Raw genomic sequence first — 15146 nt, 5'->3', positions numbered from 1 at the left:
TTTTTTTATGAGGTTTCCTATCCCTACCCCCACCATCCACGACCCCCCGGGGGGCGGGCCGCTCGTGTGCCCCCCCGACGAACCGTGGCCCCACTGCGAAGAGCCGCACGACAGTGAAGCGTCGGACGAGATGCACTCCCCGGATGAGATCCGGCTCCTGCGTCGCACCCGTGCGGCGGCGGCAGAGCGCCGGCTCCGCGACCCCCAGGCACCCTTGGTCACCTCCGAGGAGCGGGAGATCGAGCAGCAGCTCCGTGGGGGCCACCCGTGGTTCGACGGCCCGATTCCCATGATTCCCGTGGCACAGCTCTACGCCCGCGACGTCCCTCTCCCGGTCAGGCCTCCCGGAGCCGACCTTCTCCAGGTCCTGTGGTGCCCTTGCGACCACGAGGAGTTCGCACACCCCCGAACCGCCCTCTTCTGGCGTTCCTCCGCCTCCGTCACCGAGGTCCTCGATGCCCCGCCCGAACCGCCCGTGATCCAGTTCGACTGGTACCTCCCGGAGCCGTGCCTGCTCGCACCGGAACAGATCACCGAATACCCCGGCCCCCTGGAGCTGAGCAAGGAACTGCAGCAGCAGTTGGGCGACGTGAACCTGTGGGAGACAGCCGGATTCGCGTGGGACGGCACCGGCGCGTTGGACCCGCAGGAGTTCTACTTCCGCAACCTGTGTCACGCCCCCGGATGGAAGACCGGCGGCTGGACCCGCTGGGGCCTCACCGACCCCATGCCGCGCCCCTGCCCCGAATGCGGCACCGAGACGACCCCGCTCCTCACCATCGCGTCCTCGGAATGGAACTCCGGCAGCAAGAGCTGGATGCCCGACGAGGAACGGACGAACCCGACCCCGCTCCTCATCGGCACCCCGCCCGCGAACTTCACTCTCCTCGACATCGCCGGCGCCTACAGCCTGCAACTCCACGCCTGTCCTGCCTCTCCGGGCCATTCGCACATCGAACTGGTCCAGTGACCGGCCGCGCAGGACCGGACCTGCCGAGACCGGTCGGCGTCCAAGCCCGGCAGGCCCGACGTCAGCGGTAGGATCCGAAGTAGGATACGTAGCATGAGCGAGCCCACCGGCAAGTACTCGATCACCATGCCGCGCGACATCGCCGAGGCCGCCAAGGCCCGCAGCGGCCCCTCCGGGCTGTCCGCCTACGTCGCCGCGGCCGTCGCCCGCCAGATCGAGCGGGACAATCTCAACGAGCTGATCACGGTCGCGGAGGCCGAACACGGCCCCGTCACCGACGAAGAGATCCAGGCCCTGCGAGACCAGCTCCACCGAGCCCGGCAGGAACAGACCCGAGGCGGGGCGGACGCCGCGTGAGCCCCTCCCCCGCCGTCCCCGGCGGCACCCTGGTCCTCGACAGCGAGGGGCTGGCCAGGGCCGTTCTGCGCGACCGGGCGGTGACCGGCTGGCTCGCCCTCGCCCGCGCCGAAGACCTGCGGGTGATCACCTCCGCGGCCACCCTCGTGGAAGTGACCCACCCACGGATCAATCGGCCGGCCCTGGAATGGACCCTCTCGCGCCTCGTCGTCGAACCGGTCACCGAGCTCATCGCCCGTCACGCCGCCGCCCTCCTCTCGGACACCGGCCTGCACGGCCACAAGTACGCCATCGACGCGATGGTGAGCGCCACCGCCCTCGCGGCCCCCGGTCCGGTGACGGTCCTGACCTCCGATCCGGAGGACATCATGGCGCTGTGCGACGGGCGCGCCACCGTCATCAAAATCTGAATTCCCGCCGGGCACACCGGCACGGGCACCGGGCACGCTCCGCAACGCCTTTCGCGCGGCAACCGGCCGCAGCGGGTGCCCCCTCGCCCGCACACCCACAGGCTGCCCTCAGCCTCGCCACAGTCGGCACCCATCGGGCGTCTGCATGGTGCAGTGGTGACCTCTGCCACCGATCCACTCCCCCACCCGACCGCGACCCCCGAACCGCCGCCGCCGGCCGTGCCCGCGGCGGCTCCGGAGCGGGCGCCGCGCTGGTCGCTCCCCGCGCTGATCGCAATCCTGCTCCTGGCGGGCGTGCTCTACTCCTGGAACCTCTCCGGTTCGGGCCTGAACAGCTTCTACAGCTCCGCCGTGTTCAGCGGCACCCAGAGCTGGAAGGCGTGGTTCTTCGGCTCGCTGGACGCGGGCAACTTCATGACCGTGGACAAGCCGCCGCTCGCGCTGATGGTGATGGGCCTGTCCTGCCGGATCCTCGGTTTCGGGACCTGGCAGATGATGCTGCCGATGATCCTGGTCGCGCTGGCGACCATCTGGATCCTGCACGCCTCGGTGAAGCGGGTGTGGGGCCACGGCGCCGCGGCCGTCGCCGCCCTGGTGCTCGCGCTGACCCCGATCACGGTCGCCATCAACCGGGACAACAACCCCGACACCCTGCTGGTGTTCCTCATGGTGGCGGGCGCGGCCCTCGCCCTGCGGGCCACCACGAACGGCCGGCTGCTGCCGCTGCTCGGCTCGGCCGCCTGCTTCGGCCTCGCGTTCAACACGAAGATGCTCCAGGGCTACATCGCGCTGCCCGCCGTCTTCGCGGTCTACCTCTGCGCGGCCACGCCGAAGCTCGTGACGCGGATCGTGAACCTGCTGCTCGCGGGCGTGGTGCTGGCCGTCTCCAGCTTCTGGTGGGCTACGGCCGTCTCCCTCGTGCCCGCCGACGACCGGCCGTACATCGGCGGTTCCACGGACGGCACCGCCTGGGACCTGATCATGGGCTACAACGGCCTCGGCCGTGTCTTCGGCGGCGAAGGCAACGGCGGAGGCGGCGGGGGCGGGGGCGGCGGCTTCTCCGGCACCGCGGGCCTGGGCCGGCTGTTCAACGACATCCTGGGCGGCCAGATCTCCTGGCTGATCCCCTTCGCGGCGATCGCGCTGGCTGGCGGTCTGGTGCTGTGCGGGCGCGCCCCGCGCACCGACCTCACCCGCGCCGCGCTGGTGCTGTGGGGCGGCTGGACGCTGCTGCACTATCTGACCTTCGCCATGGCCGAGGGCACCATGCACCCGTACTACACGACCGCGGTCGCCCCCGGCATCGCGGTGCTGTGCGGGGGCGGCGGCGCCATGCTGCTGCGTGCCCTGCGCGGCGGCGACGCGCGCTGGTCGTGGGTGCTGCCCGCCGGGCTCGCGGTCACCGGAGTCTGGGCGGTCGTGCTGCTGCGCCGGGCCACCGACTGGAACGGCTGGCTGTGGCCCCTCGTCGCGGTGGTCACGGCGCTGGCGGTGGTGGGCCTGGTCCTGTTCCGCACCGGTCGGCGCGCCCGGCTGCTGGCCGCGTCCGTGGCCGCCGCGATCGTGGCGGGCCTCGCGGGTCCGACGGCGTACGCGGTCTCCGTACCGGCGAGCTCCGGTGGCGGCGGCATGGGCGGCACCAACCCGACCGCCGGTCCCTCGACCGGCAACGGATTCGGCGGTGGTGGGGGCCGGGGCGGCTTCGGCGGCGGCGAACTGCCCGGCGGGACCGGGCAGGGCAACCAGGAAGGCGGCGGGGCGAACGGTGAACTGCCCGGCGGCGCCCCTGAGGGCGGCGGGACCGGCGGATTCCCGGGCGGCGGCGAAGGCGACCAGGCCGGTGGCTTCCCCGGCGGCTTCCCCGATGGCGAGAACGGTACGTTTCCCGGCGGTACGGCCCCGAACGGCTCGGGCGGGCGGCCCGGCGGCGGGGGCGGCTTCGGCGGCGGGCCGGGCGGCGACATGGGCGGCGGCACCAGCAGTGAGCTGATCGCTTACCTGGAGAAGCACCAGGACGGCGCCAAGTGGCTGCTCGCGGTGTCCAATTCGCAGTCCGCGGGGCAGCTGATCCTGAGCACCCACAAGCCCGTCATCTCCATGTTCGGCTTCACCGGCAGCGACAACGGCATGACGGTCGCCAAGCTGGAGGAGTTGGTGAAGAAGGGCGAGCTGCACTACATCCAGATCGGCGGCGGGGGCATGGGCGGCGGCATGGGCGGCGGCAACAGCGCCAGTTCGGCCGTCACCGCCTGGGTGCAGAAGCACGCGACCGCGGTGAAGGAGAGCGAGTACAGCAAGACGGCGAGCACCGGGTCGGACGCGGAGTCCGGCTCCGGATCCGGATCGGCTTCCGACTCCGACTCCGGTGCGCAGAACGGCCAGTCGTCCTCGACGCTCTACCGGCTGGACCCGTCGGACGCCGGCTGACACCGTCCCGCTCCGCACCGAACGGCCCCTGGATCCCGGCGGATCGCGGGGGCCGTTTCGGCCATTCCCCGGCCACGGCCATCAACTCGCGTAGACAAAACCCGACTTGCCCGTCCCCGCCACTTGATAGACACGTCAACTTCATTGCCACGTCTACATGTCCATGCCATCCTCCCGGTTGCCGCCTTCAATCAACCCGCGTAGATGGGACCCCACATGCTGGCGACACACCTGCACCGATGGAAGTCGGTGGCCCTCACCACCGCCGCCGTCCTGGTCGGACTGACCGCCCCCGCGCTCACCGCGTCCCCCGCCGCGGCGACCACGACCGCGTACGACTCGACGTACTACAAGAACGCGGTCGGAAAGACCGGCACCAGCCTGAAGTCCGCGCTGCACACGATCATCAGCAGCCAGAGCAAGATCTCCTACTCCGCGGTCTGGGACGCGCTCAAGGTCACCGACCAGGACCCGAACAACACCAGCAACGTGCTCCTGCTGTACAGCGGTGTCTCGCGCAGCAAGTCCCTCAACGGCGGCGACGTCGGCGACTGGAACCGCGAGCACACCTGGGCCAAGTCGCACGGCGACTTCGGCGAGGTCACCGGTCCCGGCACCGACCTGCACCACCTGCGGGCCGCCGACGTCCAGGTCAACAGCATCCGCGGCAACCTGGACTTCGACAACGGCGGCAGCGCGGTCACCAACGGCGGCGGCAGCAAGGTCGACTCCGACTCCTTCGAGCCGCGCGCCGCCGACAAGGGCGACGTGGCCCGCATGATCCTCTACATGGCCGTGCGCTACGACGGTGGCGACGGCTTCGCCGACCTGGAGCCCAACGAGAAGGTGAACAACGGGAGCAACCCGTACATGGGCAAGCTCTCGGTGCTCAAGGCCTGGAACGAGGCGGACCCGCCGAGCGCCTTCGAGGAGCGGCGCAACCAGGTCATCTACGACACCTACCAGCACAACCGCAACCCGTTCATCGACCACCCGGAGTGGGTCGAGGCGATCTGGTAGTCCGGCCGCACGGCGCGTCGAGCCGGTCGCCCCGGGCGGGGGCGGCCGGCTCGTCGGCGTCCGGGACTCAGGCGTCCGGGACTCAGGCGTCGGGGGCTCAGGCGTCCGGGGCGGCGGGAGCGCCGTACCAGCGCCACCGCGTCAGCCGCGCGTGCCCCTCGATCTCCCCCCGGCCGGTGGCCCACAGCAGGGTGGCCCACCCGTCGATGCCGGTCGGGGCGTGCGGGAAGAGCCGGGCAAGGACCCGGCCGCAGAGGTCCGCGTCCGGAGTCCACGCGACACCGAGTCCGGTGGCGACGTCGTGCAGGTGCACCAGGGTCTCGACGACCCCCATGGCGGCGAAGCCCTCGGCGTCGGCGGCGCCGAAGACGTGGTGCGCCCGGACGGTCGGCGCCGTCGTACGCACCATCGCCGCCAGCAGGGCCCCGCTCGCCTCCAGCACCTGCACCAGCCCGGCCGGTCCCGCGGCGCGGTCCGCGAAGACGACGTTCGCCGGACCGCCGGGCCTCCTGGCGCTCCACACGAAGGGGACGTCCCGGTCCGACGGCGGCCGCTCGGGGCCCAGTTGGGCGGCGTAGGCGAACAGGTCGTCGGCGAGGTGCTCGACCGTCTCCCAGCAACTCCACTCCAGCGAACCGGCCTTGGCGTCCCAGTCGGACGCCTCCGCCGCTCGCAGGACATCTGCCGCCAGTCGGACGGCGGTGGTTACGTCGTCGGCGGTGACGGGACCGGACGTGCGGCGCGCTTCAGGCATGACGGGACCGTATCAACGACCGTTCCCGGCCGTTCAGCGCCTGGTGCTGCTGTTGAAGAGCGAGCGCGACCAGAGGTAGCCGACCAGGGTGATGCCGACGCACCAGGCGAGCGAGATCCAGCCGGCGTTGCCGATCGCCGAGCCGGAGAGCAGACCGCGCAGAGTCTCGGTCATCGGCGTGAAGGGCTGGTACTCGGCGAACCAACGCAGGCCCGGGGACATGGACCGGGCGGGTACGAAGGCGGAGCCGAGGAACGGCAGGAACTGGACGAGCAGCGGCTTGTTGCTCGCGGACTCCACTGTCTTGGAGATCAGGCCGAGCGCCGTGGACAGCCAGGTCACCGCGAAGGCGATGGCCGCCAGGAGGCCGGCCGCGGCCAGCCACTCCAGCGGGGTGGCCCCGGACCGGAAGCCGACGGCGAGCGCGACGCCGACGACCAGTACGGCGCTCAGCATCGTCTGGATGACGCTGCCGACGACGTGTCCCGTCATGAACGACGAACGCGTGATGTTCATGGTGCGGAAGCGGTTGATGATGCCCTCGGTCATGTCGGAGCAGACCGCGATCGAGGTGGACATCGAACCGGCGGCCACGCCCATGACGATGACGCCGGGGGTCAGATAGTTCAGATACGCGTCCCGGCCGCCGCCCATCCCCGCGCCGATCGAGTCGCCGAAGGCGTACACGAACAGCAGCAGCATCAGGATGGGTGTCATGGCGGCGCCGAAGCCCACGGCCGGATAGCGGATCGCGTGCTTCAGGTTCCGCCGCAGCATCGTCATCGAGTCGTGCACGGCGTAGGTGAGGGTGCTCATCGCCGGGTCTCCTTCACGGGGAGCGCGGAGTCGGGGTCGGTGTCGGGGTCGACGCCGGAGCCGGTACCGGGGTCGGTGCCCGTGCCGCCGTCGCCGGTCAGGGCGAGGAAGACGTCGTCGAGGTCGGGGGTGTGCACGGAGAGGTCGGCGGCGGCGACCCCGGCCGCGTCGAGCCGGTCGAGCAGGGCGCGCAGCGCGTCGAGGCCGCCGTCGCCCGCGACGCGCAGGGCGAGCTCCTCGTCGTCGCGGACCGCGCCGGGGAAGGCGGCGACGGCGCGCTCGTACTCGTCGGGGCCGGTGAACCGCAGGCGTACGTGGCTGCCGGGGATCTGCGCCTTGAGCTCGGCGGCGGTGCCCTCGGCGACGATCCGGCCGCCGTCGAGCACCGCGATCCGGTCCGCCAGCTGGTCGGCCTCCTCCAGGTACTGCGTGGTGAGGAAGACCGTGACGCCGCCCGCGACCAGCGAGCGCACCGTCTCCCACATGGTGCGGCGGCTGCGCGGGTCGAGACCGGTCGTCGGCTCGTCCAGGAAGATCACCTCCGGGTCGCCGACCAGGGTCCTGGCGAGATCGAGCCGGCGCCGCATCCCGCCGGAGAAGGTGGCGGCGCGCTTGTGCGCGACGTCCGCGATGCCGAACCGCTCCAGCAGCGCCGCGGCCCGTCTGCGTCCCTCGCGCTTGCCGAGGCGCAGCAGGTCGGCCATGAGGAGCAGGTTCTCCTCGGCGGTGAGCAGGTCGTCGAGCGCGGCGAACTGCCCGGTGACGCCGATCGCGGCCCGCACGCCGTCCGGCGACGCGGCGACGTCGTGGCCCGCGACCTGGGCCTGTCCGCCGTCGGCGGCCACGAGCGTGGACAGGATCTGCACGGTGGTGGTCTTGCCGGCGCCGTTCGGCCCGAGCAGCGCGAACACCGTACCGGCCTGGATCCGCAGATCGATGCCGTCGAGGACGGTCTTGTCGCCGTACGACTTGCGCAGCCCGATGGCGGACACGGCGGCGGGCGGCTGCCCTCCTTCCGGCTGTCCGGGTACGGGTTTTCTAGGCATGGGCATGACAGAAAAAGGCATGGGGTCCTCCCCCTCGGGGACGTGCCAAGGCGTGCGAAGGCGTGCGAAGGCGTGTGAAGACGTGCGGAGCGGAGCGGTGCGGCGGCCTCGGCGGTACGAGGCCGGGGGCGGGTCAGGACCGGGCGCGGCGGATGTCGATGTTGCCGTAGCGGGTACGGGCCCTGACCTCGACCGTGTCCTCGGACTCGGCCGGGCCCTCGGACGCGGTGAGCACGTTGTGCACCTGGCCGGAGCCCGAGCCGGCGTCGATCCAGGCCGCCGTGCCCTCGCGGATGCCGATGTCGATGGCGCCGTAGGAGGTCTCCAGCTGGACGGTGCCGCGGGCGACGTCCTCGATGCGCAGGGTGCCGTGGGCGGTGGTGGCGGCGACCGAGCCCTCGGCGCGCCCGACGAGGATGTCGCCGTTGGCACCGCTGACCCGCAGATCGCCCCGGACCTCGCCGACCGTCGTGCCGCCGTGCGAGTTCTTCAGGACGGCCTGGCCCTCGACGGTGCCGACGCGCAGGCTGCCGGAGCTGGTGGTGATCTCGGCGGAGCCCCGCACGTGGTCCACGGTGATGCTGCCGTGGGACGCGGTCAGGTGCAGCGGCCCGGTGGCTTCGAGGCGGACGTCGCCCGCCGAGGTCTTCACCCGGACCTCGCCGAGGCGGCCCTCGCCGTACACGTGGGTCCAGGCGCCGGCCACCTCCACCCGCGAGTCCGTGGGCAGTTCGACCGTCACGTCGGCGACGCCGGTGGGTCCGACGGCCCAGCGCCCCTTCGGTGTCCTGACGGTCAGCAGGCCGTTCGCGTAGCGCACCTCGGTCTGCTCGGCGGCCCGTACGTCCCGGTCCTTCTTGGGGTCGCGCGGCTGGACGTCGACGAGCGTGTCGAGCCGGTCGCCGGCGATGAAGCGGATGGATCCGGCGTCCACCTGGGCGGTGACCGAGATCGGTTCGGGGGTGTGGAAGGGGGCGTCGAAAGAAGGCATGGCTGTCCCGTCCTCTTGAGTCCTCGTGGCGTCCCTGCAGGTGGGACGTGGTGTGGGTGGTGCGGGGCAGGCGGGGCGCGGTTAGCGCACCCAGCCCGTGAAGCTCTGCCCGACGGTGCGGGTGGCAGTGGTGGCACGGGGCTTCCCGGCCGCGGGCGACGCGGTGCCGCCGTCGACCGCGGCCGAGACGGCCCGGACCAGCCACGCGTTGACCGACAGGCCCTCGCGGCCGGCGGCCTCCTCGGCGCGCGCCTTGAGATGCGCGGGCAGGCGCAGGTTGACCCGGGCGGTGCCGCCCTCGTCGGCGTCGGCGGGTGCCGGGGCCGGTGCGGCGAGCGGCTCGGCGGGCCCGCTCCTGTCGTCGTACGGCTCGTCGCGCGGCGGGGGTGTCACCACGAAGTCGGGGTCCAGTCCGCGCAGCCGTACGTCGACCGAGCCGGGGGCGAGATCGCGGGTGATCTCGTCCATCGCGGCGGAGAGCACGTTGAGCATGGTCAGGCGGGTCGCCGACTCCAGGGGGGCGGTGAGCCGCTCGGCGAGCTCGCGAGCTTCGTCGCCGCCGGCCTCGGCGGCCACCGCGAGTTCACGGCGGAGGGAGTCGACATACGGCGTGAGGTCCATGACGCCATCATGGCACCACTATGGCGCCACCAGCAACCCCGCAACAGAAAAGTGGGTGCACCTGAGTGCACCCACTTGCCCTGACCTGCTAAAACGTGCCGACATCGAGAGGTGTCGGCGCGACACCACCGGGAGCTCCAATCCTGTTTGGCGCCTCAGGTGGCACCATGTGGCGCCACTGACGCCACCAGCGGCACCACCCGCTGTACGCCGCCTCAGCCGAGGTGCGTCGGCGCGAACATCCGCAGCAGGGCCGGGAGGACGACCACCGACGGTCCCGGTGCCGCCAGCGCCTTCGTCAGGTCCGCCTCCAGCGCCTCGGGGCTGGTACGGATGCCCGGGACGCCGAACGACTCGGCCAGCGCCACGTAGTCCGGGCGGCTCAGCTCGGTCGCCGTGGCCTGCCCGAAGGTGTCGGTCATGTACTCGCGCAGGATGCCGTAGCCGCCGTCGTCGACGATCAGCCAGGTGACGTTCAGGCCGTACTGGCGGGCGGTGGCCAGCTCGGCGATCGAGTACAGGGCGCCGCCGTCGCCCGAGACCGCGAGGACCGGGCGGGACGGATCGGCGGCGGCCGCGCCGAGCGCCGCCGGGAAGCCGTAGCCGAGGCCGCCCGCGCCCTGCGCGGAGTGCATGGCGTTGGGCGCCTTCGCGTCGAAGGCCGACCAGGCCCAGTAGGCGAGGATCGTCATGTCCCAGAAGGACGGGGAGTCGTCCGGCAGGGCCCGGCGGACCGAGCCCAGCACCTGCTGCTCCAGGGCGAGTTCCTGGGCGTCGATGCGCTCGGCGACCTTGGCCAGCAGGGTGCTCACCCGCTCCCGGGCGCTCGCGTCCGCCCGCTCCGGCACCGTCTCCAGCAGCGCCTGCAACGCCATGCGGGCGTCCGCGTGGATGCCGAGCGCGGGATGGTTGGACTCCAGCTTGCCGAGGTCCGCCTCGATCTGGATCACCCGGCCGCGGGGCGCGAACGTGTGGTAGTTGGAGGAGAGTTCACCCAGCCCCGAGCCCACCACCAGCAGGACGTCCGCGTCCTCCAGGAGGTCCGTGGTGTGCCGGTCCTCCAGCCAGGACTGGAGGGACAGCGGGTGGTTCCAGGGGAAGGCGCCCTTGCCGCCGAAGGTGGTGACCACGGGCGCGTTCAGCCTCTCGGCCAGCTGCCTCAGCTTTCCGGAGGCGTCCGCCCGGACCACTCCACCGCCCGCGATGATCGCGGGACGCTGTGCGCGGGCGAGCAGATCGGCCGCCACGGCGGTCAGTTCGGGCCGCGGAAGCAGTTCCTCGGGCGCCGCGTCGACGGCGGTGACCACCGGCAGGGAGGTCTCGGCCAGCAGCACGTCCTGCGGGATCTCCACCCACACCGGACCGTGCGGGGCGCTCAGCGCGGACTTCCAGGCCGCCGCGATCGCCGACGGGATCTGCGAGGCGGCGCGGACCGTGTGCACGGACTTGACGACACCCCGGAACGAGGCCGCCTGGTCGGGCAGTTCGTGCAGATAGCCGTGGCGGCCGCCGCCGAGCCCCGCGGTGGGGATCTGGCTGCTGATCGCGAGGACCGGAGCGGAGGCCGAGGCCGCCTCCTGGAGCGCGGCGAGCGAGGTCAGCGCGCCGGGGCCGGTGGACAGCAGCAGGGGAGCCGCCTCACCGGTGATCCGGCCGTACGCGTCCGCCGCGAACCCGGCGTTGTTCTCCACCCGCAGGCCGATGTAGCGCAGGTTCGAGCGGCGCAGCGCGTCGAACATGCCGAGGGCGTGCTGGCCGGGCAGACCGAAGACGGTGGTCGCGCCGAGCCCGGCCAGCGTCTCCACGACCAGGTCTCCGCCGATGCGGCCGGGGGGCGGGTTGAGCGCCGCCTCCGTCTGGGCGGGCGTCGGACGGAGATCGAGGTCGTGGTCGTGGGTCACTTCGCTCGGGCCTCGGCAATCTGGCGGGACATGATCGTGGTCAGTTCGTAGGCGGTGTGGGACGCGGCCACCGAGGTGATCTCGGCGTGGTCGTAGGCGGGCGCCACCTCGACGACGTCCGCCGAGACGAGGTGGCAGGAGGCCAGGCCGCGCAGGATCTCCAGCAGCTCGCGGGAGGTCATGCCGCCGGCCTCGGGGGTGCCGGTACCGGGGGCGTGCGCCGGGTCGAGGCAGTCGATGTCGATGGAGATGTACAGCGGACGGTCGCCGATGCGCTGCCGGAGCTGGTCGGCGACCTCGTCGGCGCCGCGCCGGTAGACGTCCGCGGAGGTGACGATGCCGAAGCCGAGCTTCTCGTCGTCGGTGAGGTCCTTCTTCCCGTACAGCGGGCCGCGGATGCCGACATGGGAGAGCGCCTCGGTGTCGAGGATGCCCTCCTCGACGGCCCGCCGGAACGGGGTGCCGTGGGTGTACTCGGCACCGAAGTAGGTGTCCCAGGTGTCCAGGTGGGCATCGAAGTGGAGCAGCGCGACCGGGCCGTGCTTCTTGGCCACGGAGCGCAGCAGCGGCAGCGCGATGGTGTGGTCGCCGCCGAGGGTCATCAGCCGGGCACCGGTGGCGAGCAGGCCGTCGGCGGCCGCCTCGACGGTGTCCACGGCCTCGTTGATGTCGAAGGGGTTGACGGCGATGTCACCGGCGTCCGCCACCTGGGCGAGCGCGAAGGGAGAGGCGTCCTGCGCCGGGTTGTAGGGGCGCAGGAGCCTGCTCGCCTCGCGGATGGCGTTGCCGCCGAAACGGGCGCCGGGCCGGTAGGAGACGCCCGCGTCGAACGGCACACCCACGACGGCGACATCGGCGGTGCCGACCTCGTCCAGGCGGGGCAGCCGGGCGAAGGTCGCGGGGCCGGCGTACCGCGGTATGCGGGAGGAATCGACGGGCCCGCGGGGCGTCTCACTGCTCATTCAACTGCCTTCTTTCCTACGCGCCGCCGCGTATGGGCTGCTTGTTCCCGACTTTACTGGGAGACCGCGACCGGCTCGGGCGTGGCTTCGGCGGTCCGGCCGGCCAGTCGCTCGCGCCAGGCGGCGAGCACGGTCGCGTCGGTCGCCGGGGTGGCCAGGGAGACGACCAGGTAGGCGGCCAGCGAGGCCAGCAGGCCGTAGTAGACGGGCTCGTTGGCGAGGATGCCGTAGGTCGCCATCAGGCCGATCACGGCGAGGCCGCCGACCACGACCGAGGCCAGGGCGCCCTGCACGGTGCCGCGCTTCCACAGCAGTCCGCCGAGGATGGGCACCAGCAGTCCGCCGACGAGCAGGTTGTACGCCACGGTCAGCGCCTCGACCACGTTGTTCAGGGCGATGGCGGTGCCGATGACGACGACCCCCATGATCAGGATGAACACGCGGTTGCCCTTGACCTCGTCGTGCGCGTCCCCGTCGTCCGCGGCCGCCCGGCCGAGACCGCCGCGCAGCCGCGACCAGATGTCGTTGTTGGCGACGGTGGCGCAGGCGATGAGGGCGCCGGAGGAGGTCGACATCACGGCGGCGAGCGCGGCGGCCAGCACCAGGCCCCGGACACCGATGGGCAGTTCGTGCTTGACGATGGTCGCGAAGGCGTCGTCCGGGCTGGCCAGCTTCGGGTAGAGGACCTTGGCGGCCGTGCCGATGACGGCGCCGGCGAGGGCGTACGCCAGGCAGTAGGTGCCGGCGACGGTGCCGCCCCACTTCGCCGTGCGGTCGTTGCGGGCGGTGAAGACGCGCTGCCAGATGTCCTGGCCGATCAGCATGCCGAAGGTGTAGATCAGCACGTAGGTGAAGATGGTCTCGCCGCCGATGCCCAGCGGGTCGAAGTAGGTGGTGGGCAGCTTCGCCTTCATCTCGCTGAAGCCGCCGGCCCTGATCACCGCGATGGGCAGCAGCAGGAGCAGCACGCCGATCGTCTTCACCACGAACTGCACCATGTCGGTGAGCGTGATCGACCACATGCCGCCCAGCGTCGAGTACGCGACGACGATCGAGCCGCCGAGGACGATCGCGAGGGTCCGGTTCATGTCGAACAGGACGTCGAAGATCGTGGCGTAGGCGATGGTCGAGGTGACGGCGAGCATGAGGGTGTACGCCCACATGACCAGGCCCGAGATGACGCCCGCCCGGCCGCCGTAGCGCAGGTCCAGCATCTCGGAGACGGTGTAGACCTTCAGGCGGGCGATACGGGCGGAGAAGAAGACGGACAGGGCCAGGAGTCCGAGGCCGATGGTGAAGACCATCCAGGCGCCGGAGAGTCCGTACTGGTAGCCCAGCCCGACCCCGCCGATGGTGGACGCGCCGCCGAGCACGATGGCGGCCATGGTGCCGGAGTACATGGCAGGGCCGAGACGGCGGCCCGCCACGAGGAAGTCGCTCTTGGACTTGGCGCGGCGCATGCCCCACCAGCCCATTGCCAGCATGCCGGCCAGATAGACGACGATCACTGTGTAGTCGACGGCCATGCGGGGCCCTCCTTCGCGCTTCGCTCGGTGGCGTGTCGTGCAGGTACGGGGGACGGCCGGCTGCGCTGCGCGGGGACATACGCCGGTACCCGCGGCTGCCGGTCGGGACTGACACTAGGTGGCCGGAAAGCGACGGCGAAGTGTACGTTTCCTCCACTTGAACCGTCCCGGAAGGAGGAAACGCACACCATGCCGGACACCCCCGCACCTGCGGTCCCGCCCACGCCGCCCGTCATGCTGTCGGCACTGCTGGCCCGGGAGGACCTGGCCCTGCGGCAGATCGCGGGGCCGTCCGACCCGGACCTGGTGATCCACTGGGTGCACACCTCCGAGATGGCGGACCCCTACCCGTACCTGCTGGGCGGCGAGCTGCTGCTGTCGGCCGGGGTGCACGTCCCGCAGGCGGCGGCCCCGGACGGGGGTCCCGCCGACACGGGCGGGGCCGAGGGGTGGGAGGAGTACTTCGACGACTACGTCTCGCGGATCGTGGCGGCGGGCGGCGCGGCCCTCGGTTTCGGGCTGGCGCCGGTGCACGACACGGTGCCGCGGGCGCTGGTGGCGGCCTGCGAGGCGCATGCGCTGCCGCTGCTGGAGGTGCCCCCGCAGACCACGTTCTCGGGCGTGGCCCGCGCGGTCTGGCAGCTCATGGCCCAGTCCCGGCTGGCCGAGCTGCGCCGGACCACGGAGGCCCAGCAGAGCCTCGCGGCGGCCGCGTCCCGGCCGGACCCGGTGCCCTCGGTACTGCGCCGGCTGGCCCAGCGGGTGAACGGCTGGACGGTGCTGTACGGCCCGGACGGAACGGAACTCGCCACAGCGGGCCGCCTGCCCGTACCCGCGGCGGCCGGGGGCACGGCGGCCACGACGGCGGCGGCCGGGGGCACGGCGACCGCGGGCAGCACGGCCGGGGGCACGGTGGCCACGGCGGCCGGAAGCGGGGCCAGGCGCGGCGCCGGGGGTACGACGGCCGGGGGCGCGGCGGCCCGGCGCAGTGCAGCCGGAGCAGGTACGACGGCCGGAGGCAGCACCACCGGAGGCGGGCCCAGCGACGGCATCAAGGCCGCGGGAACTGCGGGAGCCGCAGGGGCCTCGGGCGCTGGAGCTCCCGCGGGCGCCGCGGGCACGGGCACGGGCGCCGCAGGCGCAGGCGCAGGCGCCGCCCCCGCAGGAGCCGCAGGGGCCTCGGCTGCTGGGGCCCCCGCGGGCGCCGCGGGCACGGGCACGGCTGCGAGCACAGGCACGGGCGCCGCAGGCGCAGGCACCACGGGCGCAGGCACCGCAGGCACGCACTGCCGTGGACGCCGGTCCGTTGTCCCATACGTCGACCTTGGCGCCGGTTTTGCGATTT

The 15146-nt window shown here is 72.3% G+C and carries 14 protein-coding genes; 6 read left to right on the top strand and 8 right to left on the bottom strand.

Annotated elements, in window-relative coordinates; all coding sequences use genetic code 11:
* Positions 1-130 precede the first annotated feature (130 nt).
* The 5 genes from ABT085_RS32150 to ABT085_RS32130 all read left to right on the top strand — a co-directional run bounded on the left by ABT085_RS32150 (position 131) and on the right by ABT085_RS32130 (position 5184).
* On the top strand, positions 131-970 hold the full coding sequence (locus ABT085_RS32150; protein WP_351615859.1) for a hypothetical protein: 840 nt from the start codon (positions 131-133) through the stop codon (positions 968-970).
* A gap of 93 nt (positions 971-1063) precedes the next feature.
* Entirely contained in the window at positions 1064-1327 is a 264-nt protein-coding gene (locus ABT085_RS32145) for a CopG family transcriptional regulator (RefSeq protein ID WP_351615856.1), read from the top strand.
* Positions 1324-1737: a DNA-binding protein gene (locus ABT085_RS32140; RefSeq protein ID WP_351615854.1), complete on the top strand. Its 414-nt coding sequence runs from the start codon at positions 1324-1326 to the stop codon at positions 1735-1737. The genes ABT085_RS32145 and ABT085_RS32140 overlap by 4 nt, the downstream gene beginning before the upstream one ends.
* A 156-nt stretch (positions 1738-1893) precedes the next feature.
* On the top strand, positions 1894-4164 hold the full coding sequence (locus ABT085_RS32135) for an ArnT family glycosyltransferase (RefSeq protein WP_351615851.1): 2271 nt from the start codon (positions 1894-1896) through the stop codon (positions 4162-4164).
* A 216-nt stretch (positions 4165-4380) separates the two neighbouring features.
* Positions 4381-5184, top strand: coding sequence for an endonuclease I family protein (locus tag ABT085_RS32130; protein ID WP_351615848.1), 804 nt, complete (start codon positions 4381-4383; stop codon positions 5182-5184).
* Between the two features lie 97 nt (positions 5185-5281).
* Here ABT085_RS32130 and ABT085_RS32125 read toward each other — a convergent pair whose 3' ends face one another.
* The 8 genes from ABT085_RS32125 to ABT085_RS32090 form a co-directional block, all read right to left on the bottom strand.
* Positions 5282-5938 carry a DinB family protein gene (locus tag ABT085_RS32125; RefSeq protein ID WP_351615845.1) on the bottom strand — a complete coding sequence of 219 codons (657 nt, stop codon included), beginning with the start codon at positions 5936-5938 and terminating at the stop codon, positions 5282-5284.
* Positions 5939-5971: 33 nt separating this feature from the next.
* Positions 5972-6754 (bottom strand): ABC transporter permease, encoded by a 783-nt coding sequence (locus tag ABT085_RS32120; RefSeq protein WP_351615842.1) that lies wholly within the window; start codon positions 6752-6754, stop codon positions 5972-5974.
* Positions 6751-7806 (bottom strand): ATP-binding cassette domain-containing protein, encoded by a 1056-nt coding sequence (locus ABT085_RS32115; RefSeq protein ID WP_502982852.1) that lies wholly within the window; start codon positions 7804-7806, stop codon positions 6751-6753. The genes ABT085_RS32120 and ABT085_RS32115 overlap by 4 nt, the downstream gene beginning before the upstream one ends.
* Before the next feature lie 127 nt (positions 7807-7933).
* Positions 7934-8791 (bottom strand): DUF4097 family beta strand repeat-containing protein, encoded by an 858-nt coding sequence (locus tag ABT085_RS32110; protein ID WP_351615839.1) that lies wholly within the window; start codon positions 8789-8791, stop codon positions 7934-7936.
* Positions 8792-8872: 81 nt separating this feature from the next.
* Positions 8873-9412: a hypothetical protein gene (locus ABT085_RS32105; protein WP_351615837.1), complete on the bottom strand. Its 540-nt coding sequence runs from the start codon at positions 9410-9412 to the stop codon at positions 8873-8875.
* 215 nt (positions 9413-9627) lie between these two features.
* Positions 9628-11313 carry a thiamine pyrophosphate-binding protein gene (locus ABT085_RS32100; RefSeq protein ID WP_351615834.1) on the bottom strand — a complete coding sequence of 562 codons (1686 nt, stop codon included), beginning with the start codon at positions 11311-11313 and terminating at the stop codon, positions 9628-9630.
* The gene (speB, locus tag ABT085_RS32095; RefSeq protein ID WP_351615831.1) at positions 11310-12275 is read right to left on the bottom strand and encodes an agmatinase; all 966 of its coding nucleotides are present in this window, start codon (positions 12273-12275) and stop codon (positions 11310-11312) included. The genes ABT085_RS32100 and speB overlap by 4 nt, the downstream gene beginning before the upstream one ends.
* 53 nt (positions 12276-12328) lie before the next feature.
* Positions 12329-13801, bottom strand: a complete 1473-nt coding sequence (locus tag ABT085_RS32090) for a sodium:solute symporter family protein (RefSeq protein ID WP_351615828.1) — start codon at positions 13799-13801, stop codon at positions 12329-12331.
* Between the two features lie 189 nt (positions 13802-13990).
* Here ABT085_RS32090 and ABT085_RS32085 point away from each other — a divergent pair.
* Positions 13991-15146: PucR family transcriptional regulator ligand-binding domain-containing protein (locus tag ABT085_RS32085; RefSeq protein WP_351615825.1), on the top strand; the 1156-nt coding region annotated here is incomplete at its 3' end.

This window comes from Streptomyces sp. NPDC002265 (genome assembly GCF_040296125.1).
GTDB lineage: Bacteria > Actinomycetota > Actinomycetes > Streptomycetales > Streptomycetaceae > Streptomyces.
Note: the sequence above shows the minus strand (reverse complement) of the source record. Positions and strands in the feature narration are given on the sequence as shown.

Excerpts from the sequence above, each read along its gene's own strand:
- ABT085_RS32150 (WP_351615859.1), top strand. The coding sequence starts at position 131 with ATGCACTCCCCGGATGAGATCCGGCTCCTGCGTCGCACCCGTGCGGCG.
- ABT085_RS32145 (WP_351615856.1), top strand. The coding sequence starts at position 1,064 with ATGAGCGAGCCCACCGGCAAGTACTCGATCACCATGCCGCGCGACATC.
- ABT085_RS32130 (WP_351615848.1), top strand. The coding sequence starts at position 4,381 with ATGCTGGCGACACACCTGCACCGATGGAAGTCGGTGGCCCTCACCACC.
- ABT085_RS32125 (WP_351615845.1), bottom strand. The coding sequence starts at position 5,938 with ATGCCTGAAGCGCGCCGCACGTCCGGTCCCGTCACCGCCGACGACGTA.
- ABT085_RS32120 (WP_351615842.1), bottom strand. The coding sequence starts at position 6,754 with ATGAGCACCCTCACCTACGCCGTGCACGACTCGATGACGATGCTGCGG.
- ABT085_RS32115 (WP_502982852.1), bottom strand. The coding sequence starts at position 7,806 with ATGCCCATGCCTAGAAAACCCGTACCCGGACAGCCGGAAGGAGGGCAG.
- ABT085_RS32110 (WP_351615839.1), bottom strand. The coding sequence starts at position 8,791 with ATGCCTTCTTTCGACGCCCCCTTCCACACCCCCGAACCGATCTCGGTC.
- ABT085_RS32105 (WP_351615837.1), bottom strand. The coding sequence starts at position 9,412 with ATGGACCTCACGCCGTATGTCGACTCCCTCCGCCGTGAACTCGCGGTG.
- speB (WP_351615831.1), bottom strand. The coding sequence starts at position 12,275 with ATGAGCAGTGAGACGCCCCGCGGGCCCGTCGATTCCTCCCGCATACCG.
- ABT085_RS32090 (WP_351615828.1), bottom strand. The coding sequence starts at position 13,801 with ATGGCCGTCGACTACACAGTGATCGTCGTCTATCTGGCCGGCATGCTG.